Raw genomic sequence first — 24682 nt, forward strand, 5'->3', positions numbered from 1 at the left:
CATGAACGGGTGCCATGAAAAAGACGCTCGCGGTCGCCCCGCTCCTCCTCGCCCTTTCCGTTTCCACTCAGGCCCTTGCCGCCAATTCCGCGCCGATGGCCGTGCCGATCCAGCAGACCGTGCCGGACGCACAGGACGTGGCTTATCCTGGCACCATGACGCTCGATATCGACGCCAGTGACATCGTGCGCGGCGACTACAAGGTGACCCAGACGATTCCCGTGGCGGCAGGCGCCAAGGAACTCATCCTGCTCTATCCGCAATGGCTGCCCGGCAACCATGGCCCGCGCGGTCCTCTGGCCGAACTGGTGGGCGTGCAGTTCTTTGTCGATGGCAAGCCGGTCGAGTGGAAGCGTGACCGGGTCGAGGTCTATGCCTTCCACGTCATGCTGCCCGCAGGGGCCAAGGAAGTCGTCGCCAAGCTGATCCACACCTCGCCGCTGCAATCGGCCGAAGGGCGCATCACGATGACGCCCGAAATGCTCAACCTGCAGTGGGAGAAAATGAGCCTTTACCCCGCAGGCCACTACGTCCGCCGCATCCGCGTGAAGCCGACGGTGACGCTGCCGCAGGGTTGGACTCCGGCAACTGCGCTGGACGGCATGAGCATGGCGGGCAACCGCGTGACCTGGGCCGAGACGGACTACGAAACGCTGGTCGATTCGCCGATCTTTGCCGGCAAGTACTTCAAGAAGTGGGATCTGGGGCAGAACGTCACGCTCAATGTCGTGGCCGACAAGCCCGAGCAGCTTGCCGCCAAGCCCGAGCACATCGCCGCGCACACTGCACTGGTGCAGGAGGCCCGTCTGGCGTTCGGCGCGAACCACTTCGATCACTACGAATTCCTGCTCGCCCTGTCGGACAAGATCGGCGGGATCGGGCTTGAGCACCACCGGTCGAGCGAAAACCAGCTGGAGCCCGAGGCCTTTACCGAGTGGGCCAAGCAGGAGTGGGACCGTAACCTGCTGCCGCACGAATATTCGCATTCGTGGTCGGGCAAGTTCCGGCGTCCGGCTCGCCTGTGGACGCCCGATTATCGCCAGCCGATGCAGGGCGACCTGCTGTGGACCTATGAAGGGCAGGACCAGTTCTGGGGCGCGGTGCTCGCCGCGCGTTCGGGGATGCAGGGCAAGGACATGGTGCTGGGCATGCTGGCGGCATGGGCCGGTGGCTTTACCCAGCAGCCCGGCCGCGAATGGCGCTCGGTCGAGGATACCGGGTTCGATCCGGTCTTCGCCTCGCGCAAGCCCAAGCCCTACTCCTCGCTCGCTCGCAACGAGGACTACTACACCGAGGGCGCGCTGGTCTGGCTCGAGATCGACCAGATCCTTCGCGAAGGTACCGGCGGCAAGAAGTCGATCGACGATTTCGCCAAGGCCTTCTTCGGCATGAATCCGGGCGATTACGGCCAGATCCCGTTTGAGGTCGACGAGATCGTCGCCAAGCTCAACGCGCTCTATCCCTATGACTGGGCCAAACTGATCGACACCCGCATCAACCAGCCGGGCCAGCCCGCGCCGCTGAACGGGATCGAGAAGGGTGGCTACAAGCTGGTCTGGAAGGAAGAGCCCAACCCCTACATGAAGGCCGCGATCGACTTCGGGAAGGGCCTGAGCCTTGCCAACTCGATCGGTATCTCGCTCGACAAGGACGGCAAGGTCACCGGCACACGCTGGGACAGCCCGGCGTTCAATGCCGGCATCGTGACCGGCACGCAGATCATGGCGGTGAACGGTACGGCCTACAGCGCGGACGACCTGAAGAAGGCGATCACGGCGGCCAAGGGCGAAAAGGGTGCGCCATTGGAACTGCTGGTCAAGCGCGGCAGCCGCTTCGAGACGGTGAAGCTCGATTACAGGGATGGCCTGCGCTATCCGTGGCTGGAACGCGTGGCTGCGGGCAAGACGCCGACCGGGCTCGACCTGCTGCTCAAGCCGAAGCGTCCCGGCGCTGCGGTCGCGAAATCGAAGAAGTAATCGGCATGGCGCGCGGCGGCGCAACGCTGGGAAACCGGCTAGCGCCGCCCCGCTTCGTCCTGTTCCTTGTCGTGCTGGTGGCGGGTTTCTTCACGTTCCGGCACTTCGCTGCGGCACAGAGCATGACGGACACTGCCGCGATGGCCTTCGATCTGGCCGCGGTGGTGTTCCTGCTCTCGCTTATCCCCCTGCTGCGCGATCCGAGCGTGGCCGAAATTCGTCGCCACGCGGCCGACAACGACGCCAACCGGATGTTCGTGCTGGCGATCACCACGATCGTGACCATGGTCGTCCTCGCGGCGATCTCGGCCGAGTTGCCAAGAGCATCGGGCGGCGACCAGGTGGCATTGGCCAAGCTGATCGGAACGCTGGCACTGACCTGGCTTTTCGCCAACACCGTATATGCGCTGCACTACGCGCACCTCTACTATTCCGCCCGCGACGGGGCCGACAGCGCAGGGATCGACTTCCCCGGCACGAAGACGCCCGACTACCTCGACTTCGCCTATTTCAGCTTCACGCTGGGGATGACCTTCCAGACATCGGACACCCAGATCACCGGACGCTCGATCCGCCGGATTGCCACGTTGCACTCTTTCGTGGCCTTCGTGTTCAACATTGGGGTGATCGCCTTCACTATCAACGCACTCGGATAGGCCTTTCGCCATAAGTCTTGTTGCGGTGCACAAGCGGCTTCGCTAGGGGCAGGGCATTCTCTCCACCCTTAGCGAACAGGGCCAAAGATGCGCATCGACATGATTCCCACCGGTGACAATCCGCCGGAAAGCCTCAACGTCATCATCGAGGTTCCGGTCGGCGGCGAGCCGGTCAAGTACGAGTTCGACAAGGCCTCGGGCGCCTTGTTCGTCGATCGCATCCTGCACACGCCGATGCGTTATCCGGCAAACTATGGCTTCGTGCCGCACACGCTCTCGCCCGATGGCGACCCGCTTGACGCACTTGTCATTGCCCGCTCGCCGTTCCTGGCAGGCTCGGTTGTGCGTGCGCGCCCGATTGCGGTGCTCAATCTCGAAGATGAGCATGGCGGCGACGAAAAGCTGGTCTGCGTGCCGGTCGATTCGACCTTCCCGTACTATTCGGACGTGAAGGAGCGCGAGGATCTGCCCGAGATCGTGATGCAGCAGATCGAGCACTTCTTCACCCACTACAAGGACCTCGAAAAGGACAAGTGGGTCCGCGTCGGCACCTGGGGCGGTGCGGACGATGCCAAGCGCATCACCATCGAGGCGATCGAACGCGCCAAGGCCGCCAAGCCGGCCTGATCGTTCCACGCAAGATTAGGAGGGGGCGTCGGTTCGCAGGGACCGGCGCCCCTTTTTTGCGTCAGTCTCCTGCGACGCTCATGCCGTCGATGCGCAGGGTGGGCGTGTCGATGCCGCGATAGACTTCGAGGTCATTGGCGGCGGTCATCGCGGCGAACATGTCGATGAGATTTCCCGCGACAGTGAACTCGGCAATCGCCCCGGCGATCTCGCCATTCACGATCCTGAAGCCCGATGCACCGCGGCTGTAGTCGCCCGTCACGCCGTTGACGCCGTGGCCGATCAGTTCGGTGACATAGACGCCATCGGCAATGTCGGCGATGAGTTGCGCCGGGGTCATCGTGCCGGGGTGGAGCACGACGTTGCTCGAGGTGACGTGCGGTGCGCCCGACGAGCCGCGCGAGGCGTGGCCGGTGGGCGTGGCGCCAAGCTGGCGCGCGGCGGCGGCGTCCATCAGCCAGCCTGTGATCTGCCCGGCATCGACGATCTTGCGCGCCGAAGTCGGCAGGCCTTCGCCATCGAAGGGCCGCGAGCGCATCCCGCGCGCGACCAGGGGATCGTCGGTGATGGTGATCGAGCTGTCGAACAGCTTCTGCCCGTCGCGGTCGAGCAGGAAGCTGGCGCGGCGGGCAATGGAAGCACCCGACATCGCGCCAAGGAGGTGGCTGACAATGGAGTTGGCGACGCGCGGGTCGAACACCACGGGCATCGGCCCGCTCTTGACGCGACCAGGATTGAGGCGGCGCACGGCGCGCTCGCCTGCTTCGCGGCCGATTTCGGCAGGCGCGCGCAAGTCTGCGGCAAAGCGGGTGCTGCGCCAGGAATAGTCGCGCTGCATCGCGCTTCCCTCGCCCGCGACGACACTGGCTGACAGGCTGTGGCTGGAGGCGGCATAGGCGCCCGAGAAGCCGTGGCTGGTGGCGAGCGCAAAGAGGCCGCGTCCGGCGCTGGCGCCGCCACCTTCGCTGTTGGTCACGCCAGCAACCGCGCGCGCGGCGTCTTCGGCCTCTTCGGCAAGGCGGCGCAGTTCGGCAGGGCTGCGTTCGGTGGCATCATCAAGGTCGAGAGCGGGAGCGGGACCCTTCAGCAGCAGTTCTTCGGGGGCGAGCCCTGCGAACTTGTCGGCAGGGGCAAGCCGCGCCATGGCGACGGCGCGGGTTGCGAGTTCATCTAGCGCGGCATCGCCAAGGTCGGTCGATCCGATCGAGGCCGACGCGCCGCCGACGAATACGCGAAGACCGATGTTCTCGGACTCGGAGCGCTCCACTTCCTCGAGCGCGCCCAGGCGGACCGAGACGGATTCGGAGGCATTACCAAGGTACACGGCATCGCCCGCATCGGCCCCGGCACGGCGTGCGCGTGCGATCAGCGCTTCGCAGCGCTCCTGGGCATCGGCGGTTGACAGCATGGATAGACCTTTTCGCAAGCGGCAAGGCTGCGGGGTCTAGCGCCCTCGCGGGGCGGGGGCAATCGATAGGTCGTGGCGGTCAATCAGGTCGAGAAGCAGGCCGCCGATCAGGAAAGCGCGGTGAAGGCCTTGAACCCGCCGGTGATCAGGAATGGCAGAAGCGCTGCCAAGGCCCAGACCTTGATCTGATCGCGCCTGAACGCAGCGCTGTAGGCCGGATTGTGCGCCTGATCGTCGGTGAGGTGCTCCCAGCGACGTTCGAAATGGCGGAACAGCGGGATGATCGCGGCGACCAGCATGACAAGCACGAAGACCGGCAGGATCGAGGCGCTTTTTCCCTGGATCTCGTGCATGGTCACGAAGATCTGCAGGCCGGTGTATACGAGAAGACCGTAGGCAACATTGTTGCTCATCTTCTTGCGCCAATCGACCGTTGCCGACTGGCTCTTCTGCGACTGGAGGGCCTTGTTCATGGCACCATTCCTTCGGTTATCCTGCTCCGGCAGCACTAGATCATGCGCGGGGCGAACCTGCAAGATCAATTCCAATTCGGTGCGTTCTTCATCGGGACATCATCGCCCGTTCACCTTTGCAAAAAGCAGTACCATGCATAAATCCTGCCAATCGCACGCTGCGGGGTTTGCCGCGCGGCACTGAAACGCTATTGGTGGCCCCAAGCGCCTGAAACTGCAGAGCCTGATTGATGACTGTGATCGAAGAAGCTGCCACCCCCGCGAATGCCGCACCGCCCATTCCGCAAGGCGGGCTCGAGGTCGTGTCGATCGCCAAGAGCTACGACAAGCGGGCGGTACTGACCGACATCTCGCTTTCGGTCGGCAAGGGTGAAGTGCTGGGCCTGCTGGGGCCGAACGGCGCGGGCAAGACGACCTGCTTCTATTCGATCATGGGGCTGGTCCGGCCGGATTCGGGGCGCATCCTGCTCGACGGCGTGGATATCACCAAGCTGCCGATGTACCGCCGTTCGATCCTTGGCCTCGGCTATCTGCCGCAGGAAACCTCGATTTTCCGGGGCATGACGGTCGAGCAAAACATCGCGACCGTGCTCGAACTGATCGAACCGGACAAGACAACGCGCGAGGCGGAACTGGAGCGCCTGCTTGACGAGTTCGGGCTGACCCGGCTGCGGTCCAGCCCGGCGATGGCGCTTTCGGGCGGTGAGCGGCGGCGATGCGAGATTGCCCGTGCGCTGGCCGCACGGCCCTCGATCATCCTGCTCGACGAACCGTTTGCCGGGATCGACCCACTCTCGATCAGCGACATCCGCCATCTGGTAAAGGACCTTTCGGAGCGCGGCATCGGCGTGTTGATCACCGACCACAACGTGCGTGAAACGCTCGACATCGTCGACCGCGCCTGCATCATCTATGGCGGGCAGGTGCTGTTTGCCGGCAGCCCCGAAGCGCTGGTCGCCGACGCCAACGTGCGCCGACTATACCTGGGCGAGGGCTTTACGCTGTGAGACTGGCTTGCGGTCCTTCGACAGGCTCAGGACGAGCGGGGGCTGCGCATGAACTTGCCTTTCCACCGCTCATGCTGAGCCTGTCGAAGCAGGTTGGCTGATGCGGATCTCGGGGGGGATCTAGACCATGGCGCTCGGACCAAGGCTGGACATCCGGCAGACCCAGTCGCTGGTGATGACGCCGCAGTTGCAGCAGGCGATCAAGCTGCTGGCGCTGTCCAACCTCGAGGTCGAGGCCTTTATCGGCGAGGCGCTGGACGCCAACCCCCTGCTTGAAATCGGCGAAAGTTCCGCAGGCGAACCCGTGGAGGCGGTGCCCGAAGAACTGCGCCGCACGCATCTCGAATCCTCGCCGGTGGACCAGCTCGTGTCGGAAGGGCGCGTGGCCGAGGACCGGCCGCTCGACATCGACGCTTCGGCGCTAGACCGGGATCGCGACACTGGCGATGCCAGCACGTTCGAGCTGTCCTCGGCGCGCGAGATGGGCGGCAGTGGGGGCGAAGGGCCGGACATCGACGAGCGGGGACGCAGCGAGGAAACGCTGGCTGAGCACCTTCATGCGCAGATCGGTGCCGAGACGTCCGATCCGCAATTGCTGTTCGTGGCACGCTGGCTGATCGACCAGCTCGACGAAGCCGGATATCTGACGGTGCCGCTGGGCGAAGTGGCCGAAGCGCTTGGCCTTTCGGCGGTGGTGGTAGAGCGCGCGCTGGGGCTGGTCCAGTCGCTCGACCCGACGGGCGTGGGCGCGCGCAATCTGGCCGAATGCATCGCGCTGCAGGCCAAGGAAGCGGACCGCTACGATCCGTGCATGGCGCGTCTGATCGACAACCTGGAGCTGGTCGCGCGGGGCGAAATCGCACGCCTCAAGCGGCTCTGCCAGGTCGATGACGAGGACTTTGCCGAGATGCTGGCAGAGTTGCGCAGCTATGATCCGCGTCCGGGCTTGCGCTTCGGGGGAGGAATGGCCGAGGCGGTGGTGCCCGACATCCTGATCCGCAGCGGCAAGGATGGCGGCTGGGACATCGCGCTTAACCAGGCAACCCTGCCCCGGCTGATCGTCAACCGCAGCTACTACGTCGAGATGCGCGGCGCGTGCATGACCAAGGACGCCAAGGCCTGGCTGGGCGAGAAGCTGGCTGATGCCAACTGGTTGCTGAAAGCGCTCGACCAGCGGCAGAAGACGATCCTCAAGGTCGCGGCAGAGATCGTGAAGCAGCAGGACGGCTTCTTCCGCCACGGCGTCGCGCACTTGCGCCCGCTGACGCTGCGCACCGTGGCCGAGGCGATTTCGATGCACGAATCGACTGTCAGCCGGGTGACCTCGAACAAGTACCTGCACTGCAATCGCGGCACCTTCGAGCTGAAGTACTTCTTTACTTCGGGCGTGGGATCGTCGGATGGCGAAGGTGCGTCGGCTGAGGCGGTGAAGGCGGCGATCCGCCAGCTGATCGATGCCGAGGACCCCAAGGCGATCCTTTCGGACGACGCGCTGGTCGACCTGCTTAAGGCGCGCGGCTTCGACCTCGCACGGCGCACGGTGGCGAAGTATCGCGAGGCAATTGGCCTTGGCAGTTCGGTGCAGCGGCGGCGGCAGAAGGCTCTGGCAGGCGTGCGCTGACTGGGCTAGCCTCGTCGCAATTGAAACGTTTTCCGGGGCCAATCCTGCCATGAAATTCAAGCTGTTCCTCGCCGCGGCGCTCGCCAGCGCCGCATCGCCGCTCTGCGCCAGGCCCATTGAGTTCCGCATGGTGACCGAGGGCGTCGACATCGGCCGCTACGTGGTGGACCGCGAGGGCCGCAAGGTCAGCATCGACTACGACATCAAGCAGAACGGGCGCGGGCCGACGATCCGGGAAACGGTGACGCTTGATGCCGATGGTGCACCGCTCGACTGGCGCATCACCGGCAGGACCACGTTCGGCAATGCCGTCAACGAAAGCTTCCGGCGCACGGCAGCAGGTGCCAGCTGGACCGACCTTGCCGGCAAGGGCACGATCAAGGGCAAGGATGCCCCCCGCTTCTACGTCACGCAGAACGGGTCCGTCTTCGACATCGCGATCCTTGCCAAGGCTCTTCTCGCTACCCCCGGCCGCAGCCTTGCCATCGCGCCGGGCGGGACGGCGACGCTGGTCGAACGGGACCGCCGCAGCTTCGATGGTCCCGAGGGCAAGATCGAGGTCACGATCTACGAACTGGGCGGGCTGGCACTCGATCCGAACTACATAGCGCTCGACAGTTCGGGCGAGCTGTTCGCGGTGCTGACCGACAGCAACGTGCTGGTGCGCAAGGGCTATGAGAAGGTTTCGGAAGAGCCGCTCGTCGCTCTGGCCGAAAAGCTTGGGGCAGAGCGGTTCTCGCGGCTACAGGCGGAGGGCGCACGGCACTATGCCGGGCCGGTGCGCATCCGCAACGTGCGGCTGTTCGATCCCGCGTCGAAGGCGCTGACCGATCTGCGCGACGTGGTCGTGTCCGGCAACCGCATCAGCGAAGTGGTTGCTGCGGGCAGCGTGGCAACGCCGGGCGAAACCATGATCGAGGGTAGCGGCGGCACGCTGGTGCCGGGGCTCTACGAGATGCACGGGCACGTCGGGCAGCAGGACGCGCTGCTCAATGTGCTGGCAGGCGTCACCACGGTGCGCGACATGGGCAACCGCGACGACGTGCTCGACAAGCTGGTGGCGCGGATCGACAAGGGGGAACTGGCAGGCCCGCGCATCGTCCGTTCGGGCTTCATCGAAGGCAAGAGCCCGTTCTCGGCGCGCAACGGCACGCTGGTATCGACGCAGGACGAAGCCATTGCTGCGGTTCGCAAGTATGCCGCGCGCGGCTTCTGGCAGGCCAAGCTCTACAATTCGATGAATCCGGACTGGGCTCCGGCGGTGGTGGCAGAAGCCCATCGTCTGGGCATGAGGGTGGCAGGGCATGTGCCGGCGTTTTCCAATGCCGACGCGATGATCGCCGCAGGGTTCGACGAGATCACCCACGTCAACCAGCTCATGCTCGGCTGGGTGCTGAACCCCGGCGAGGACACCCGCACCCTGTTCCGCTTCACCGCAATGCGCCGCTTCCCGGCGCTCGACGTGAAGTCTGCCAAAGTGCAGGCGACGCTCGATGCAATGGTCGCCCGGCACACCGCGCACGAGCCGACGATCGGCATCCACGAACTGGGCCTTACCGCGCTGGATGGCCAGCCCAATCCGGGCGCGGTGGACTATATCGACCACATGCCACCGGCGGAGCAGCGCCAGCTGAAGCAGGCACTGTTCGGCACCGATACGCCGCAGGAGCGCGCACAGTACGTGGCTGCCTATGGCAAGGTGCTCGAAACACTGACCGAGATGAACCGCAAGGGCATCCTGCTGATCCCCGGCACCGACCTTGGCGGGGCGTTCAACTATCATCGCGAGCTGGAACTGTTCGGCAAGCTGGGGATGACGCCGGGGCAGGTCCTGTCGCGCGCCACGCTGGAAATGGCGGCCTACCTCAAGCAGGATCAGCAGCTCGGCTCGCTGGAGCGGGGCAAGCTGGCGGACTTCTTCCTCGTGCCGGGTGATCCGACGCAGGACCTCAAGGCGATCAAATCCATCGCCATGGTTGTGAAGGACGGGACGTTCTATTACCCGGCAGAGATCTACCCCAAGCTTGGCATCAAGCCGTTTGCCACCGCTCCGAAAGTCAGCGCCGCGCCATAGCGCGGACGGGCCTTAGACCTGAGGGCGTTCGGCCAGCATGTCCTGAATCATGCCCTGAAGGTTGGCGTCATAGCGCGCGAGGACCGGGTGATCCTCCGCCGTATCCCAGTGGGTGACCAGCTCGCGACCGTTGAACCAGTGCAGCGCATAGCCCGGCGGGTCGGCGATGATCAGGTGGCGCTCGTCCGGCACATCGGGATCGATCGGGCGCAGATCGAGCGCGACTTGCGGTGCGGTTGACGGACAGGTGGCGACGATGGTGCCTGCCCAAGCGGTCGTCACCGCGCGGTGGATGTGCCCGCAGACCACGCCGACGACGTTCTGGCGGCCGCGCAGGCAAGCGGCGAGCCGCTCGACCCACGGTTCGGCAGGGTCCGTGTTCATCCACGGAATGCCGACTTCGACGGGCGGATGGTGCTGCACGATAAGGGTGCGGACGTCGGGCGCTTCATCCAGGCGGGCCTGTAGCCAAGCAGCGCGCGCTTCGCAGAAGGCACCGCCGTGCCGTCCCTCTTCCAGCGTATCGAGCACGATCAGACGCAGGGGGCCGGTTTCGATCACGTACTGGAGGAAGCCGCCATCGAACCTGGCTTCGGGGAAGACCTCCTGAAACGTGGCGCGCACGTCATGGTTGCCGAGCGCATAGTGTACGGGGAACGGCAGGTCGGCAAAAGCCTCGCGCAGGCGCTCGTAACTGGCCTTGTCGCCGCGATCGATCAGGTCTCCCGTAGCGAGCAGCAGATCGGGGCGCGGCTGCATGGCAGCCAGTTCTTCCAGCACGCGGTCAAGCCGCTGCCGGTTGAATTCGCCGGGGGAATCGGGTTCGAATCCCAGGTGAATATCCGTGACCTGCGCGATCAGCATCGTCCCCCCGTCCCGGCGCTTTATCGCAGCTTGACCGGGAACCGGGGCCTTTCAGCCACGGCAACGGTTTGCGCCACGTCCTTCTTCCGGTCCTTCTTGGGCGCCCAGGGAGCGCCTGCATCCATGTGATAGGAGTGGCACATTGCGCAGGAGGAATCGACAGGGTCTTTCACGGATACGGTTGCAAGCTTCGCGCCCTCGCCGCCGACGTGGCAGGAGCGGCAACCGCCCTTGCCCTCGATACCCGGCACCAGCAGGTCAGTCGCCTTGTTCGACGTGCCTGCATTGACGTGGCAATCGGCGCAATCGCTCTTGTTGTGCGCCTTATGATCGAACCAGCCCTTGTGGTAGTAGCGATCGTTCTGGGCGACTGGCTGCACGGTGAAGCCGCCGGTCGCAGCCGAACCACCGCGCGTCACGGTATGGCAATCGTAGCACATGCCGCCCTGTGAGAAGACTTGCGCCACGGCCTGATCGGCCTGCGTCGGGTAGAAGCGCACGGCGCGGGCATAGTCCGCCGCGGTCGAACGCAGCGCGGCATCGCCGGGCACGCGGCGGGCGAGGCCTGAGAGGTTGGCCGGACGCGCCGGAGCGCCGCCGCGATAGAAGGCGCGCAGATCGGCCACGACCAGTTCCGGTTCGCCATGGCGCAGCGTGCGAAAAGTGCCGCCGATCTGGTCAAACCCGAGCGAGTGGCAGGACTGGCAGGAATCTTCCATCACCACGGGCTTGAAGCGGGTGCCGGTAGCATCGGCCTTGTGGCAATCCTTGCACTGCAGGGCATCGTTCGCGGCAAAGCGGCCGGGCATGCGGCGGACCATCTGGGCAATGCCGTTGGTCTTCGACAGGTGCTGGCCATGGGTGAACTTGAGGCCGTTGTTCTCGGTCAGCCCCGGCGTCCAGTTCGCGCGCTGGAACAGCGGCTTCTTGCCGTTCATGCCGCTGATGATCATCGGCTTGAACTGGGGGTGCATCGTTCCGAAATCGGCGGCATCGGCAAGTTTGGTATCGCCCAAGCGACTCTTCATCCCGTTGTGGCAATCGGCGCAGAATTTCTGCTGGGTGGCCGGCATAGCACCCGCGCCTTCATGCTCGGTGTGACAATCGACACAGCGACCGGCGGGGCGGTTGAAGGCATTGGCGATCGCGCGCTGGAATGCGGCCATGCCGGTGGGTGCGCCGCGAGCCTTCAGCAGGCGCGACTTGTCGGCGATGTGATCATGCGCGTCCTTGGTGTGGCAGGTGAGGCAGGCCTTGTCTGTCACCGCGACGAAGGCCTGCGTATGGCAGGCCTGACAATCGCCGCCGAGGTTCTTGTGGGCAAGGCTCAAGGGGCCGGACGACCAGGTCTGGTCGGCATGGAAGCCATCGGGCCTGCGCGCCTTTTCCTGCATCGCCAGCGGCTTGTAGGTCATGTAGTTATAGATCGGGAAGGCGAGGAACGAGATCAGCACCAGCACCGCGAAGGTCCACGCCGACATGCGCTTGCCGGGCAGGAGGCCCTTGAGCGTGTAGACAGTGGTGATGTCCTTGTCCTCGGCCGAATCGGACACGGCCTCGACGCGGCGGACGGTGAAGGTGGCGGCGCCGGTTTCCACATCGTTCGACACCGATATGCGGTGCCCGCCGAATGTGAGCTCGGCTCCGACCGCTGGATCGAGCGGGCTTTGCGTGGTGCTGCGACCGTTGACCTCGAACGGCTGCGCGCCGATCGAGGCGATGACGAGGCTGCCGTCGGCTTGCCGGCTGACCTGCGCGTGGCGCGGGTCGACGGCAAGGTCGGGCAGGTGGATGTCGCATGCGGCATCGCGGCCGATGGTCAGGACGTCGCCCTCGACCGTTGACGGCCGGACGATCTCCTCGCCACTGGACTTGAGCGCGATCTGGCGGACTAGGAAGCTCATCTCTCGCTCACCAGTAGAAGAAGACGCTGACGATATGGGCGGAAAGCGCCGCAATCAGCGCAAAGGTCACGGGCACGTGGATGTAGAGCCAGGCCTGCAGCCATGACTTGAGCTTCAAGTGCCGTCGCATTCGCCCGAGCATCGCCTCCTTGCGCGTCAGCAGCGCGTCGACCTTGTCGAGCGGGTCGTTGGCGATGCGGGGGCGGTAGGTCCGAATGCGCCGCAGTTCGGCCGCAGTGCTGCGCGTGGTGCAGTTCGGGTACTTGCCGGTGATTCGGTTCCAGAACGAGCCCGCGAAGGGATCCTCGTCGAGGCTTTTGCCTACAAGCGTTGCGGTCTCAACGTCGAGCGGCTGGGCGGCATCGTGGATCTGGCGGTCGAGCGAGCGCAGCGCTTCGATCATCTGCTTTTCGGTGATCGCACCTTCTTCGTCATAGCGGTTGGACGAGAGCGCGCGCGGCAGCGTGGCATAGACCCAGATGCCGAAAATCCCCGATCCGATCACGATCAGCATCAGTGCCCAGGCCAGGGTGTGGACATTCCAGCCGAGGTGGAAACCCGAATGGAGCGTGCCGATCACGGTAAGGCACAGGCCGAGATAGACGTGAGCCGAAGTCCAGCCCTTGAGGCTCCAGCGCCCCGGCGTGATCGCGCGCTTGCGCATGCCGAGCATGGTCAGCCACAGGATCAGCAGCGCGCCGATAGTGCCGAGCGTGTAGCCCAGCCAGCTCGAACCGAAGTGCGTGCCCGGCAGCGGCACGAAGATGTAGAGCCCGATCAGGACAGCGGCGAGCGCGGCGGAGAGCTTGCCCCAGAACAGGTTGCGGTGGGTGAGGAAGCCCTCGTGCGTGCTGGTGCGTTCGCGACTGGCTCCGGTACGCTTGCGTGGTGCGACAGATGCCATCGGCTCAGACCCCCTCGTTCTCGAGCCGCGCGACGGTCAGGAACTCGTCGGGCGATACGCGGATGGCAGCGCCCGTCGGGCAAGCGCGGACGCAGCTGGGGCCGCCTTCGATCCCGGCGCACATGTCGCACTTGATCGCCTTCTTGCGGTCGAGAAGTTCGTCCACTGCCGGATCGCCGGTGTATTTGGTGTTCTTCTTCGACCATTTGTACGGCGGCTCGCCCGGTCCCGGCCCGGAGCCGAAGAACAGCCATGACAGCAGCGACGGCTTCTTCGGCGGCACCTTGTCCATCCGGATCACGCCATAGGGGCAGTTGCGCTGGCAATTGCCGCAGCCGATGCAGGTATCGTTGATGAACACCTCGCCGTCCGGCCCGCGATGGATCGCGTTGGGCGGGCAATCGGCCATGCAGTGGGGGTGTTCACAGTGTCGGCACGAGGTCGGCACGTGGAGGTGGGCGAAGCTCTTGCCTGCCTCGCGGTCCAGCCGCGAGAGGCCGTCATGACTGTCGGCGCAGGCCTTCTCGCAATTGTCGCAGCCCACGCAAAGCCGCTCGTCGATGAGCAGCACGTCGGTCGCTTCGCCTAGACCCTGCGAAACGAGGAACTTGGCCTGTTCGGAGTAGAGGTCGACAACGCCGGAGAAGCTGTCCTTCTTCGATTCGATGAAGGCGTTGGTCGCGCGGCGGACTTCCATGTCCTTGCGCGCGCGTTCGAGCAGAGCAGGCTTGGCCGCAAGGACACGGCCGAATGCCTCGCCATCGATCTTGATGACCTCGCTCTTGATCGCGGCGCGCACCGTAGCCGTGCGGCGGCCGCCATCGATCAGCGCCATTTCCCCGACATACGACCCGGCAGGCAGGTAGGACAGGAACACCTGCTTTCCGCCGACTTCCTTTTCGACCACCATCGAGCCGACGCGGATGACGTAGATGTCCTTGTCCTCGTCACCTTCCTTGATGATCGCATCGCCCGCACGGACCTGCAGGATCTTCGAGCTTTCGACGACTTCGGCAATGTCGGCACTGGTCAGGCCCGAACCGAACATCTGCAGGATCTGGCGCTCGGTCGAGATGCGTTCGATCGCGCGCTTGGCGGTCGGCACCTGGCTCTGCAGCTTGAGCGCGGCGTTGCGGCTGATCTCGACGCAGATGGTGTCTTCGGCCGCAACGATGGTCGCGCCGCGCTTGCGGCCCGAGATCAGGCCGACTTCGCCGAAGATCGTGCCCGCCGGGATCGGAACGACCTTCGATGGATCCTTGGGATCAAGCCGGACGTGGACCGAGCCCGAGGCAATCGCGAAAAGCGAGGAGCCGGGGTCGTTCTTCTCGAAGATGGTCTCGCCCTTGGCATAGGCGCGCGCGGCGGAATCGAGCATGAATTCGCGCAGCTGCAGCGTGGTCATGCCATCGAGGATGGTGACGTTGGTACGCAGGAATTCCAGCCAGTCGTTGACCGAGCGATTGCCCGGGAGGCCTGCAAACTTGGCTTCGAGCAGGGGTTCGTCCGCCGGTTTCAAGTCGGTGTTGCCGTTGATGAACTCGACGACATCGTAGCCCTGATTCATGCAGTGCTTGATCAGCGGATAGCCCGCCAGCGCGCCGATCACGAAGATACCGGGCGCGGTCGATTCGAACTGGGGCGACAGCGTCGGGAAGGCGAGACGGTCGGCGCTGGCGAACTCGATGCCGCAGCCTTCGACGAATCCGCGCGGCGGGGCCGAGCCGATGCGGGCAATGATCCGGTCGCAGCGGATGCGCTCCTCGCCATCGCGCGTGGACAGCGTGATCCAGCCCGGCTCGATGGCCTTGGTCTCGGTCTCGTAGCGGATCGTGAGTTTGCCCGCAGCGTCGTCCTCGACCAGCGCCTTGGCGTTCGGCTCCTTGGCCGTGGCGAAGCTTTCGCGGACGTTGGTCGATTTCGGGCTGCGGTTCAGCACCGTCACCACGTTGCCCTGCGCCGGGTCCTCGACGAGGCCGCGCGCGTTCTCGATCCCTGCGTCACCGGTGCCGACCACGACGATGTGCTGGTCGAGCACGGCGTAAGGGTCATCGAGCTGATAGGTGACGTGCGGCAGATCGCCGCCGGGGCAGCGCATCAGGTTGGGGTTGCCCTGCGTGCCGATGGCCAGCACGACGTTCTCGGCCATGACCGTCTCGCCGTTGGTCAGGACGATGGCATAGGGCGGCGCATGGCGCTGGAGTTCAGTGGTGGTGCTCGAACCATCTCTCGCGCGCGTCACGATCTTCTGGATGGAACCCGGAATCGGATCGCCGGTGCCTTTGATCGACTTGACCTCGGCATTGTACATCACGTTCACGCCGAGTTCGGCGGTACGGCGGTTCCACTTGTCGAGGATGTCTTCCTTCTTGCCCGCGTCGAACTCCTGATCCGACCGCAGGATGAGCTGCGATGGTGTGGCCATCACATGCTTGCCCTTCTGGTACTTGTAGATCGTGTCCGACAGGTGATCGGTCTTTTCGAGCAGCACGTGGCTCAGGCCAAGCTGCGCTGCGCGTCCGGCAGCGCTCATGCCTGCCGGGCCCGAACCGATAATCGCAACCTTGAAAACCTCGCCCACCGGTATGCGTCCCCCGCATCGCAAGCGAACGGAGCATGTCCCTGCCCCTGCCCGCTTTCAAAAACCGATTTGCGACCCCTATCGCGCGGACTTTAGCCGAAGACCCGCGCATTGCCAGTCGCAAAATTCGCTGCACCGTCTTTGCGGCGCAATGGCTTGCGCGCCCCCGCCCCCGCACGATATGCGGCGCAGCAGACGGATGACGTGCAAGGCATCCGACAGGAGTTTGCGATGACCGATCCCGAACCTGCCACCGAAGCGCGCGAACCTGCGCAGGGTGCATTGCGAATCGGCAAGATCGCGCTCGTGGCTGCGGGCCTGATCGCACTCGGTGCGGGCGGAATCGCGATGATGCGTGGGCCGGAAACGCCTCCGCCCGCCGCCGTCCCGCCGCCTGCGGTGCCGAGCCAGCAGCCATCGGTCGACGACGTCATTGCCAAGCTCGAGGCAAAGCTCGCCGAAACGCCCGACGATGCCGAAGGCTGGCGGATGCTCGGCTGGTCGTACTTTCAGACCGAACGCTATGCCGAAGCGGCCACAGCGCTCAAGAAGGCGACCAAGCTGGATCCCGACCATGCCGAGACCTGGTCGTTCCTTGGCGAGGCACTTGTCCTGGCGAGCAAGGAAGAAGGCCGGATGCCGCGCGACGCCAAGGCTGCGTTCGACAAGGCGATCAAGCTCGATCCCAAGGACGCCCGCGCGCGCTATTTCCAGGCCGTGGCGATGGACCTTTCGGGACGGCACCGCCAGGCGATCAATGCGTGGTTCGACCTGCTTGAGGACACGCCGGCCGATGCGCCCTATGCCGAGGACATTCGCGAGGTCATCCGCAACGTCGGCGAGAAGCGCAAGATCGATGTCGAGAAGCGGCTGGCCGAAGCGAAGTTCGCAGCGCCTGCCAATGGCGTGATCACCGACGGCCCGCACAAGGCCGCCGCGGCAATCCCCGGCCCCACCAGCGAGCAGATGAAGGCCGCTGCGGGTATGCCCAAAGGCCAGCAGGAAGCGATGATCCGCGGCATGGTCGACGGGCTGGAAGCGAAGCTCGACAAGGACCCGGCCGATGTCGACCGCTGGATCATGCTGCTGCGCAGCCGGATGCAGCTGGGCGAGCCGCGCAAGGCCGCGCAAGCCCTGCAGAAGGGCCTTGCGGCTTTCCGCAACGACAGTGCGAGTGCGAGAAAGTTACGCGAAGCGGCGTCCACTCTGGGGATTGCCGGGGCCTGATTCGCACGGAGCGAATCGTTTCTGCGAAGGCCGAATGGCATTCCCGTTAACCATGGTGCGCTATTTAGCCGACCTGCGAGACCGGGTGATTCATTACGGGACACCCGGAATTCGGGCACTTTTCGTCCCGATCTGAATCACTTTCGTGCCAAAACGATTCATTGTCCGACACATGGCCGGTTAACGCGATTGAACCCTGCCTGCGGCTTTACAACAAATTAACCTTTCATGTTCATTCCTCCTATGGTTAATGGCGGGCAACCCGAATTGAAGGCGGGTTAATTGCCAAGGGGACATGGCAATCAAGGGGCGGATCAATGCGCGTACTGCTGATCGAGGACGAACCTACCACGGCCAAGGCGATCGAGCTCATGCTCACGACCGAAGGCTTCAACGTCTATTCCACCGATCTTGGCGAAGAAGGCCTCGATCTGGGCAAGCTGTATGATTACGACATCATCCTGCTCGACCTGAACCTGCCGGACATGCACGGCTATGACGTGCTCAAGAAGCTGCGCGTCGCCAAGGTGCAGACGCCGGTCCTGATCCTTTCGGGCATCTCCGAGATGGACAGCAAGGTCCGCTCGTTCGGCTTCGGCGCGGACGACTACGTGACCAAGCCGTTCCACCGCGAAGAACTGATTGCCCGCATCCACGCGGTCGTGCGCCGTTCGAAGGGCCACTCGCAGTCGGTCATCCGCACCGGCAAGCTTTCGGTAAACCTCGATGCCAAGACGGTCGAGGTCGATGGTGCCCGCGTGCACCTGACCGGCAAGGAATACGCGATGCTCGAGCTGCTTTCGCTGCGCAAGGGCACCACCCTGACCAAGGAAATGTTCCTCAACCACCTTTATGGCGGGATGGACGAACCCGAACTCAAGATCATCGACGTGTTCATCTGCAAGCTGCGCAAGAAGCTGGCCCATGCCTGCGGCGGCGAGAACTACATCGAAACCGTCTGGGGCCGCGGCTACGTGCTGCGCGATCCGGACGACATGAGCGCGATCGAAGCCGCCTGACGGCCGCACAAGCAACGCCATCCCTGAGACGGCCCGCCGGAAACGGCGGGCCGTTTTCGTTTTCAAGGACGGTGCTCTCAACCCACGCGGTTGAAGTAAGTCGTTTCCATCTTGGGCATGGTCTTGTCCGCCCAGACGATCGTCTCGGTCATGGACTGGCCGTCGCGGGCCACCGTATATACGCGGGTGGCAACGGGCGTGCCTGCCTTCCCGAGCGTCATGACAAGCGTATTCGGAGCGGGCTGACGCAGCGATGCCGCATCGTAGATCGGAATGTTGCCCGATATCGGCACGGCCACGCCATCAAGCCGTGCCGTCGAGCTTGCAGTCATCTTGTTGCCGTCGGGCGCGACGATATCGACCTGCGTGCTCCACCGCTGATCGGGGGAGACGCTGAAGGCGATCGTGACGCTGCGGGGTCGCTCGTCTGCGGGAATGCGCGCGGTGTCCAGCGACCACTTGCCGACGAGCGGCGAGGCAATTGCAGCGGCCGTGTGTTCAGCCGGTGCCTGCGCGGTTTGCTGGGAACCGGTCGAAACCAGCATGAGACCGGCGGCAAGGGGAATGAGTGTAAGCATGGCGATCTTTCCTTTCGGCCAATGACGCGCCGCATCAGCGGGCTGTTCATCGGCGTCACCCGAGAGGCCGGGCGAAGGAAGATCAGTTTTTCTGGGCCAGTTTTCCTGTCCTGCCACGAGCCGGGCCAGTTCGCGGCTGCTGCCGATCCCGGTCTTGCGCCGGGCGTCGCGCAGCCGCTCGTTGATCGAGGCTTCGCTACGGCCAAGAGAGGTCGCTATCGACTTTATCGTGTGGCCGGCGGTGAGCAGGCGAAGGACTTCGAGTTCCCTGTCGGTCAGTTCCGCTATCGCGCGGGGGCCAGGATCGATGGCAGGCATGCCTGCTTGATCACCACAGCCGCCCCATAGCGTCCATCCAATTTTCTTGTACCTTGGCGCGCGCGTGCGATCTTGGGGCCGATCATATTGACCCCCGCCCGCCCCGCTGCCAAACGCCGCCGCCATGACAGCCTACAAATCCGGCGATCCGACGACGATCAACCGCCTATATGGCCGCGCCAAGGGCAAGCCTCTGCGACAAGGGCAGCAGGCGCTGGTCGACGATTTGCTCCCGCAGATCTCCATGCCTGCCGAAGGGCCGATCACGGCAGAGGCGCTGTTCGGCGAGGCTCGTCCGCTCCACTTCGAGATCGGCTTCGGCGGCGGAGAGCACATGGCATTCCGTGCCGACATGCTGCCCGACCACGGTTTCATCGGGGCAGAGCCGTTTCTCAACGGCGTGGCGCAAGCGCTGACCCATGTGTCGGGGGACAATGGCGCCCATCCGCCGATCCCGAACGTGCGCATCCATCACGGCGATGCGTTGGAAGCGCTGCGGCGCATTCCCGATGGCGCGCTGTCCTTCCTCTACCTGCTCCATCCCGACCCCTGGCCCAAGGCACGCCACGCCAAGCGGCGGATGATGAACGACGGCCCGCTCGACCTGTTCGCAGCAAAACTCAAGCCCGGTGGCGAATTCCGCTTCGGCACCGACCACGCGATCTACCTGCGTCACGCTTTGATGGTCATGCGTCGCCACAAGCACCAGTTCGCCTGGCTGGCCAAGGACGCAAAGGACTTTCAGGTCCGCCCCGGCGGCTGGCCGGAAACGCGCTACGAGCACAAGGCACGCACGGTTTACGGGCACGAAGTGTGGTACTTCCGCTACCGGCGCCGCTGAGCGGTACTGAATGGCCTGCAGCCTGCCGCAGCAAAGCGGCATTTCGTGGCGCGCAATAAATTCTTCTGTTTTGGTAGAGATTGTTTCCGGCTAATCGTCCCGCCCGACAGGGGAAGGATTCGCGATGCATTTTCTGGCAGGCTTCGATTTCACGGCACTGCTTCCGTTCATCGCGGTCGGCTTTGCCGCGCAGATGGTCGACGGCGCGCTGGGCATGGCCTTCGGCGTGATCTCGAACACGCTTCTCGTCGGCGTTCTGGGCGTGCCGCCGGCACTGGCCTCGCAGCGCGTGCATATCGTCGAATGCTTCACCACGGCGACCTCGGGCATAAGCCACCTGTTCCACGGTAATGTCGACAAGAAGCTGTTCTTCCGACTGCTCTTGCCCGGCATGGCCGGCGGCATACTCGGGGCCTACGTGCTTTCCTCGCTTGATGCGTCGGTGGTGAAGCCTTGGGTGCTGCTCTATCTTTCGGCGATCGGCGTCTATCTGCTGGTCCGCGGCATCTTCTATCCGCCCAAGATCAAGGAAGCAGGCTGGGTTGCGCCGCTCGGGCTCGTTGGCGGCTTCCTCGATGCTGCTGGCGGTGGTGGCTGGGGGCCGGTGGTGACCTCCAACCTGCTGATTCAAGGCGCCGATCCGCGGAAGGTCGTCGGCACCGTAAACACAGTCGAGTTTTTCCTGACGCTGACCGTGTCGGCCACGTTCATCTGGCACCTTGGCGTTGCCGACGTTGCCGGGGCTACACTCGGTTTCCTGATCGGCGGTCTGGCAGCCGCACCGTTCGGCGCCTGGGCTGCCAAGCACATTCCTGCCAAGACCATGCTGATCATGGTCGGGATCGTACTCACGCTGACCAGCGCTTACGGGGCGTACAAGGCCTTTGCGTGATCCTGCCTTGCGCTGCGCATTCATGCGCAGCGCAATCGGATTGATCCTCTAACGCACCATTAACCACGATCCGCCATACTGATCCTGCCGCAAAACCCGAGTCGTGCGGCAGGAGGGCAGGACCATGGCGCATCACGGCGCAAGCAGCATGACCATTGCAGAGTTGCGCGAGTTCGCAAGCTTCGCCCCGTGCGAGCAGCGCTACATCCGCCGCAGCCTCGACATCGCGCGCGGACGAAGCGATACGCTGCGGCGCTGGGCGCGCAGTTCCGAAGAGGCCCGCGCGATCGAAAAGCAGGCGGACCTTTACCGCGAGCTTCCCCTGCTACGCCAGTTGTTGCCCGACGTGCAGGATCTTGGCAGCCTCGAGCCCTTCATCGGCCCGCTCGTCCGGCTGACTGCGTTCGACCTTTCGCAGGACCGCCTGACCGGCTTTTCGGCTTTTCGCTTCCTCTACGAACGGTTGCTCGGCGCAGAAGTCCGGCCATGGCTCCCCGGCGCGTTCTGCGGCGCAGCCGCTCTGCCGGTGATCCGCGCCGACCGCCGCCGCGATCTGCTCCAGTCGATCAGCGAAGCGGCTGCGACAGCGCAAGGCTGGTCAAAGCGGGAACCAGTGTTTTACCCCGAGTTCGTCGAAGCCGAGGCCGCCTAAGGTACGAGCACCGTATCGCGCGCCACTGCATCGGTCTGCGGATAATCCAGCGTGTAGTGCAGCCCCCGGCTTTCGTGCCGCGCCCGCGCCGAGCGAACGATCAGTTCGGCGCTTTGCAGCAGGTTGCGCAGTTCGATCAGGTCGGTCGTCACGCGGAAGTGGCCGTAGTAGTCGTTGACCTCGCCACTCAGCATCGCGATCCGGTGCGCGGCGCGTTCGAGCCGCTTGTCGGTGCGGACGATGCCGACATAATTCCACATGAACCGGCGGATCTCGGTCCAGTTCTGCTTGATCACCACTTCCTCGTCGGAATCAGTGACGCGGCTCTCGTCCCAGGGGCGGACTTCGGGCGGAGCTTCAAAGCTGTCCCAGCGCCGCTGGATGTCGCGCGCCGCGGCATCGCCAAACACGAAGCATTCCAGCAGCGAGTTGGATGCAAGGCGGTTCGCACCATGCAACCCGCTTTCAGTGCACTCACCCGCAGCATAGAGACCCGGCAGGTCGGTCCGACCGTCAAGATCGATCAGAATGCCACCGCAGGTATAGTGCTGGGCCGGAACTACCGGGATTGGCTGGCGCGTCATGTCGATGCCCAGGCCCATCAGCTTTTCGTAGATGTTCGGAAAGTGCCCGCGAACGAAGTCTTCGGGCATATGGCTGATGTCCAAGTGGACGAAGTCGAGGCCGAACTTCTTGATTTCGGCGTCGATCGCGCGCGCGACCACGTCACGCGGTGCGAGTTCAAGCCGTGCGGCGTCGTAGAACTCCATGAAGCGCTTGCCGGTGCGGGGGTTGATCAGCCGCCCGCCTTCGCCGCGCACGGCCTCGGTGATCAGGAAGTTCTTGACCTCGAGGTTGTAGAGGCAGGTCGGGTGGAACTGCATCATTTCCATATTGGAAACCCGCGCGCCCGCACGCCAGGCCATGGCGATGCCGTCGCCGGTCGCCCCGCGCGGTGCGGTGCTGAACTGGTAGACGCGCCCGGCACCGCCCGTCGCCAGAATGGTCGCACGCGCAGTATGCGCCTCGACCTTGCCGGTCGCTTCGTCGAGCGCATAGACGCCCCAGACCCGCCCCGACCCCGAATAGCGCGCAGCCTCGTGGCGACCGGTGATCAGGTCGATGCAAGTGCGCCCGGGCAGCAGGGTGACGTTGGGATGTTCTCGCGCAGCCTTGAGCAGGGCCTTCTGGACAGCGGCACCGGTCGCGTCATCGACGTGGACGATGCGGCGATGCGAATGCCCGCCCTCGCGCGTCAGATGGAGCGAGCCAGCCTCGGCATTGAACGGCACGCCAAGTTGTTCGAGGCGGCGAATCGCCTCTGGCGCATTCTCGACCACGAACTCCACCGTCTCGCGCCGGTTGAGCCCTGCCCCGGCGATCATCGTGTCGCGAATGTGGTCGTCAAAGGTATCGCCCGCATCGAGAACGGCGGCAATGCCGCCTTGGGCCCAGTTGGTCGATCCGCCGTCAAGCCCGCCCTTGGCAAGCACCAGCACCCGGCAGGTCTCGGCGAGCACCAGGGCAGCCGTCAGCCCTGCCGCGCCTGATCCGATGATCAGCACATCGTGGCTGTCCTGCATCCTCACGGACCTTTCGCCCTTGTCCTTGCCGCTCAAGCGGTTCTCCATTGCCTGATGCCGGTTCATGGCACTGCTTTGACTGGTCTGGATCTGCCCTAGCGACTGGCGATCCATCGGGAAAGTCTTGGCAGCGCCCGAGCCGCCCACGGTCGAGCCGACTTTAATACTCCTTAACCACTTTGGTCGCTTGCTTCGCAGGCGCAGCATGGTAGGTATTTCTGCGTATAAATTCCTACGCGGGATGGAGGGCCCTGTGCCTTTTGCAAGACTGCTCTGCCTGTTCGACCGACACCGTCCACAACGCGCTGGCGTGGAATGGGACGGTCGTTCCTTCGTAGGCAAATGCAAGCGTTGTGAAGCGCAGATCCGTCGTCGCGAGCGAGGTGGCTGGCGCAAGGATTCCTAAGGAACGTCGGTTTCCCGTGTATTTCTGCCGCTTCTGACAGATGTTCAGGCCGCCTCCTTGGGCTGGCTGGTCAGAGTGACGAACACGTCTTCGAGGTCCGCTTCGCGCGTCGAAACATCAACAATGGCAAACCCTTGTCCCTGTACCAGAGACATGACTTCGCCTGCGGTCATGCGGTCCTTGTCATAGCCGATCTCGACCTGCCGTTCGCCTGAAATCAAGCTCTTGAGGAAGGCTGGATGCTGCGGCGCAACATCGACGTCGCGGTCCAGCGTGAGCACGACAATCTTTTCGCGCGCCATGTCGACAAGCTCGCGCGTGGGTTTGTTGGCGATCAGCTTGCCATGGTTGATGATCGCGATCCGGTCGCAGAGTTCTTCCGCCTCCTCGAGGTAATGGGTGGTCAGCACCACCGTCACCCCGTCACGATTCAGTTCGCCGACCAGTTCCCACAACTGTCGGCGCAACTCGACGTCGACGCCTGCGGTCGGCTCGTCGAGCACAAGAACCGGCGGGGCATGGACCATGGCCTTGGCGATGAGCAGCCGGCGCTTCATGCCACCGGACAGTGACCGGGCATAGGCATCGGCCTTGTCGGCCAGATGCACCGCGCGCAGCAGTTCCATGGTCCGCCGCATCGCCTTGGGCACGCCATAGAGCCCGGCCTGGTTGTCGAGCACTTCGGCGGGCGTGAAGAACGGGTCGAACACGATCTCCTGCGGCACGATCCCGATCGAGGCCTTGGCGTTGCGCACGTCGTGGTCGATATCGTGCCCCCAGATCTCGACACTGCCTGAAGTCTTCATGACGAGGCCGGCCAGCGTGTTGATCAGCGTCGACTTGCCCGCGCCGTTCGGTCCGAGCAGCCCGAATATCTGGCCTTGCGGCACATCGAAGCTGACGCCGTCGAGGGCCAGCTTGCCTGGTGCCTTGCCCGTGGGCGCATAGCGCTTCACCAGATCGCGAATTCGAATTGCGGGGGGAGTATCGTCGGTGCTTGCCATCGCCGCTGCCTGCACCAGTGCCAGCGAAAACGCAATTGTCTCAAGCCCGCCGATTTGCTAGCCGCAG

At 64.3% G+C, this 24682-nt stretch carries 20 protein-coding genes; 11 read left to right on the forward strand and 9 right to left on the reverse strand.

The genetic code is table 11. The features are described 5' to 3' along the window. The first annotated feature begins 14 nt into the window (after positions 1–14). From ACZ1JW_RS05580 to ppa, 3 genes are all read left to right on the forward strand, one after another. Complete coding sequence (locus tag ACZ1JW_RS05580; protein WP_465142278.1) at positions 15–1976, forward strand: M61 family metallopeptidase; 1962 nt, start codon at positions 15–17, stop codon at positions 1974–1976. Between the two features lie 5 nt (positions 1977–1981). Next, positions 1982–2632: a DUF1345 domain-containing protein gene (locus tag ACZ1JW_RS05585; RefSeq protein ID WP_465142279.1), complete on the forward strand. Its 651-nt coding sequence runs from the start codon at positions 1982–1984 to the stop codon at positions 2630–2632. 87 nt (positions 2633–2719) lie between these two features. Beyond that, the gene (gene ppa, locus ACZ1JW_RS05590; protein WP_465124487.1) at positions 2720–3259 is read left to right on the forward strand and encodes an inorganic diphosphatase; all 540 of its coding nucleotides are present in this window, start codon (positions 2720–2722) and stop codon (positions 3257–3259) included. Positions 3260–3320: 61 nt separating this feature from the next. Here ppa and ACZ1JW_RS05595 read toward each other — a convergent pair whose 3' ends face one another. Next, positions 3321–4667, reverse strand: coding sequence for a TldD/PmbA family protein (locus ACZ1JW_RS05595; protein WP_465142280.1), 1347 nt, complete (start codon positions 4665–4667; stop codon positions 3321–3323). Positions 4668–4774: 107 nt separating this feature from the next. Further along, positions 4775–5140, reverse strand: a complete 366-nt coding sequence (locus tag ACZ1JW_RS05600) for a hypothetical protein (RefSeq protein ID WP_465124485.1) — start codon at positions 5138–5140, stop codon at positions 4775–4777. A 230-nt stretch (positions 5141–5370) separates the two neighbouring features. On the opposite strand from ACZ1JW_RS05600, the gene lptB reads away from it, so the two are divergent. The 3 genes from lptB to ACZ1JW_RS05615 all read left to right on the forward strand — a co-directional run bounded on the left by lptB (position 5371) and on the right by ACZ1JW_RS05615 (position 9842). Continuing rightward, positions 5371–6147, forward strand: a complete 777-nt coding sequence (lptB, locus tag ACZ1JW_RS05605) for an LPS export ABC transporter ATP-binding protein (protein WP_465142281.1) — start codon at positions 5371–5373, stop codon at positions 6145–6147. A gap of 127 nt (positions 6148–6274) precedes the next feature. Further along, positions 6275–7768 (forward strand): RNA polymerase factor sigma-54, encoded by a 1494-nt coding sequence (rpoN, locus tag ACZ1JW_RS05610; RefSeq protein ID WP_465142282.1) that lies wholly within the window; start codon positions 6275–6277, stop codon positions 7766–7768. Positions 7769–7817: 49 nt separating this feature from the next. Beyond that, positions 7818–9842, forward strand: a complete 2025-nt coding sequence (locus ACZ1JW_RS05615) for an amidohydrolase family protein (RefSeq protein WP_465142283.1) — start codon at positions 7818–7820, stop codon at positions 9840–9842. A 12-nt stretch (positions 9843–9854) separates the two neighbouring features. On the opposite strand, the gene ACZ1JW_RS05620 is transcribed toward ACZ1JW_RS05615, so the two are convergent. The 4 genes from ACZ1JW_RS05620 to ACZ1JW_RS05635 are packed head-to-tail and all read right to left on the reverse strand — an operon-like array spanning position 9855 to position 16047. Beyond that, positions 9855–10706 carry a phosphodiesterase gene (locus ACZ1JW_RS05620; RefSeq protein ID WP_465142284.1) on the reverse strand — a complete coding sequence of 284 codons (852 nt, stop codon included), beginning with the start codon at positions 10704–10706 and terminating at the stop codon, positions 9855–9857. A 20-nt stretch (positions 10707–10726) separates the two neighbouring features. Beyond that, entirely contained in the window at positions 10727–12610 is a 1884-nt protein-coding gene (locus tag ACZ1JW_RS05625; protein ID WP_465142285.1) for a cytochrome c3 family protein, read from the reverse strand. A 7-nt stretch (positions 12611–12617) separates the two neighbouring features. Beyond that, positions 12618–13514: a hypothetical protein gene (locus ACZ1JW_RS05630; protein WP_465124479.1), complete on the reverse strand. Its 897-nt coding sequence runs from the start codon at positions 13512–13514 to the stop codon at positions 12618–12620. A 4-nt stretch (positions 13515–13518) separates the two neighbouring features. After that, positions 13519–16047 (reverse strand): cyclic nucleotide-binding domain-containing protein, encoded by a 2529-nt coding sequence (locus tag ACZ1JW_RS05635; RefSeq protein WP_465142733.1) that lies wholly within the window; start codon positions 16045–16047, stop codon positions 13519–13521. A 279-nt stretch (positions 16048–16326) separates the two neighbouring features. Between ACZ1JW_RS05635 and ACZ1JW_RS05640 the strand changes: the two genes are divergently transcribed. Then, complete coding sequence (locus tag ACZ1JW_RS05640) at positions 16327–17322, forward strand: tetratricopeptide repeat protein (RefSeq protein WP_465142286.1); 996 nt, start codon at positions 16327–16329, stop codon at positions 17320–17322. A gap of 317 nt (positions 17323–17639) precedes the next feature. Further along, positions 17640–18341, forward strand: coding sequence for a response regulator transcription factor CtrA (gene ctrA, locus ACZ1JW_RS05645; RefSeq protein ID WP_011443965.1), 702 nt, complete (start codon positions 17640–17642; stop codon positions 18339–18341). Between the two features lie 77 nt (positions 18342–18418). On the opposite strand, the gene ACZ1JW_RS05650 is transcribed toward ctrA, so the two are convergent. Then, positions 18419–19237 (reverse strand): helix-turn-helix domain-containing protein, encoded by an 819-nt coding sequence (locus tag ACZ1JW_RS05650; protein ID WP_465142287.1) that lies wholly within the window; start codon positions 19235–19237, stop codon positions 18419–18421. A gap of 124 nt (positions 19238–19361) precedes the next feature. Here ACZ1JW_RS05650 and trmB point away from each other — a divergent pair, with 124 nt between their 5' ends. The 3 genes from trmB to ACZ1JW_RS05665 all read left to right on the forward strand — a co-directional run bounded on the left by trmB (position 19362) and on the right by ACZ1JW_RS05665 (position 21622). Beyond that, entirely contained in the window at positions 19362–20078 is a 717-nt protein-coding gene (gene trmB, locus ACZ1JW_RS05655) for a tRNA (guanine(46)-N(7))-methyltransferase TrmB (protein ID WP_465142288.1), read from the forward strand. A gap of 124 nt (positions 20079–20202) precedes the next feature. After that, positions 20203–20970: a sulfite exporter TauE/SafE family protein gene (locus ACZ1JW_RS05660; protein WP_465124474.1), complete on the forward strand. Its 768-nt coding sequence runs from the start codon at positions 20203–20205 to the stop codon at positions 20968–20970. Positions 20971–21094: 124 nt separating this feature from the next. Further along, positions 21095–21622 carry a hypothetical protein gene (locus tag ACZ1JW_RS05665; protein WP_465142289.1) on the forward strand — a complete coding sequence of 176 codons (528 nt, stop codon included), beginning with the start codon at positions 21095–21097 and terminating at the stop codon, positions 21620–21622. Here the strand turns inward: ACZ1JW_RS05665 and nadB are convergent. Further along, positions 21619–23205 (reverse strand): L-aspartate oxidase, encoded by a 1587-nt coding sequence (gene nadB / locus ACZ1JW_RS05670; RefSeq protein ID WP_465142290.1) that lies wholly within the window; start codon positions 23203–23205, stop codon positions 21619–21621. The two genes, ACZ1JW_RS05665 and nadB, sit on opposite strands and share 4 nt — an antisense overlap. Positions 23206–23655: 450 nt before the next feature. Next, on the reverse strand, positions 23656–24615 hold the full coding sequence (locus tag ACZ1JW_RS05675; protein WP_465124472.1) for an ABC transporter ATP-binding protein: 960 nt from the start codon (positions 24613–24615) through the stop codon (positions 23656–23658). Positions 24616–24682: the final 67 nt, after the last annotated feature.

It is taken from the genome of Novosphingobium sp. BL-A-28-Hi1-0D (genome assembly GCF_055521755.1).

Excerpts from the sequence above, each read along its gene's own strand:
- ACZ1JW_RS05620 (WP_465142284.1), bottom strand. The coding sequence starts at position 10,706 with ATGCTGATCGCGCAGGTCACGGATATTCACCTGGGATTCGAACCCGAT.
- trmB (WP_465142288.1), top strand. The coding sequence starts at position 19,362 with ATGACAGCCTACAAATCCGGCGATCCGACGACGATCAACCGCCTATAT.
- ctrA (WP_011443965.1), top strand. The coding sequence starts at position 17,640 with ATGCGCGTACTGCTGATCGAGGACGAACCTACCACGGCCAAGGCGATC.
- ACZ1JW_RS05635 (WP_465142733.1), bottom strand. The coding sequence starts at position 16,047 with ATGAGCGCTGCCGGACGCGCAGCGCAGCTTGGCCTGAGCCACGTGCTG.
- rpoN (WP_465142282.1), top strand. The coding sequence starts at position 6,275 with ATGGCGCTCGGACCAAGGCTGGACATCCGGCAGACCCAGTCGCTGGTG.
- nadB (WP_465142290.1), bottom strand. The coding sequence starts at position 23,205 with ATGCAGGACAGCCACGATGTGCTGATCATCGGATCAGGCGCGGCAGGG.
- ACZ1JW_RS05585 (WP_465142279.1), top strand. The coding sequence starts at position 1,982 with ATGGCGCGCGGCGGCGCAACGCTGGGAAACCGGCTAGCGCCGCCCCGC.
- ACZ1JW_RS05665 (WP_465142289.1), top strand. The coding sequence starts at position 21,095 with ATGGCGCATCACGGCGCAAGCAGCATGACCATTGCAGAGTTGCGCGAG.
- lptB (WP_465142281.1), top strand. The coding sequence starts at position 5,371 with ATGACTGTGATCGAAGAAGCTGCCACCCCCGCGAATGCCGCACCGCCC.
- ppa (WP_465124487.1), top strand. The coding sequence starts at position 2,720 with ATGCGCATCGACATGATTCCCACCGGTGACAATCCGCCGGAAAGCCTC.
- ACZ1JW_RS05625 (WP_465142285.1), bottom strand. The coding sequence starts at position 12,610 with ATGAGCTTCCTAGTCCGCCAGATCGCGCTCAAGTCCAGTGGCGAGGAG.
- ACZ1JW_RS05675 (WP_465124472.1), bottom strand. The coding sequence starts at position 24,615 with ATGGCAAGCACCGACGATACTCCCCCCGCAATTCGAATTCGCGATCTG.
- ACZ1JW_RS05650 (WP_465142287.1), bottom strand. The coding sequence starts at position 19,237 with ATGCCTGCCATCGATCCTGGCCCCCGCGCGATAGCGGAACTGACCGAC.
- ACZ1JW_RS05580 (WP_465142278.1), top strand. The coding sequence starts at position 15 with ATGAAAAAGACGCTCGCGGTCGCCCCGCTCCTCCTCGCCCTTTCCGTT.
- ACZ1JW_RS05660 (WP_465124474.1), top strand. The coding sequence starts at position 20,203 with ATGCATTTTCTGGCAGGCTTCGATTTCACGGCACTGCTTCCGTTCATC.
- ACZ1JW_RS05600 (WP_465124485.1), bottom strand. The coding sequence starts at position 5,140 with ATGAACAAGGCCCTCCAGTCGCAGAAGAGCCAGTCGGCAACGGTCGAT.
- ACZ1JW_RS05615 (WP_465142283.1), top strand. The coding sequence starts at position 7,818 with ATGAAATTCAAGCTGTTCCTCGCCGCGGCGCTCGCCAGCGCCGCATCG.
- ACZ1JW_RS05630 (WP_465124479.1), bottom strand. The coding sequence starts at position 13,514 with ATGGCATCTGTCGCACCACGCAAGCGTACCGGAGCCAGTCGCGAACGC.
- ACZ1JW_RS05640 (WP_465142286.1), top strand. The coding sequence starts at position 16,327 with ATGACCGATCCCGAACCTGCCACCGAAGCGCGCGAACCTGCGCAGGGT.
- ACZ1JW_RS05595 (WP_465142280.1), bottom strand. The coding sequence starts at position 4,667 with ATGCTGTCAACCGCCGATGCCCAGGAGCGCTGCGAAGCGCTGATCGCA.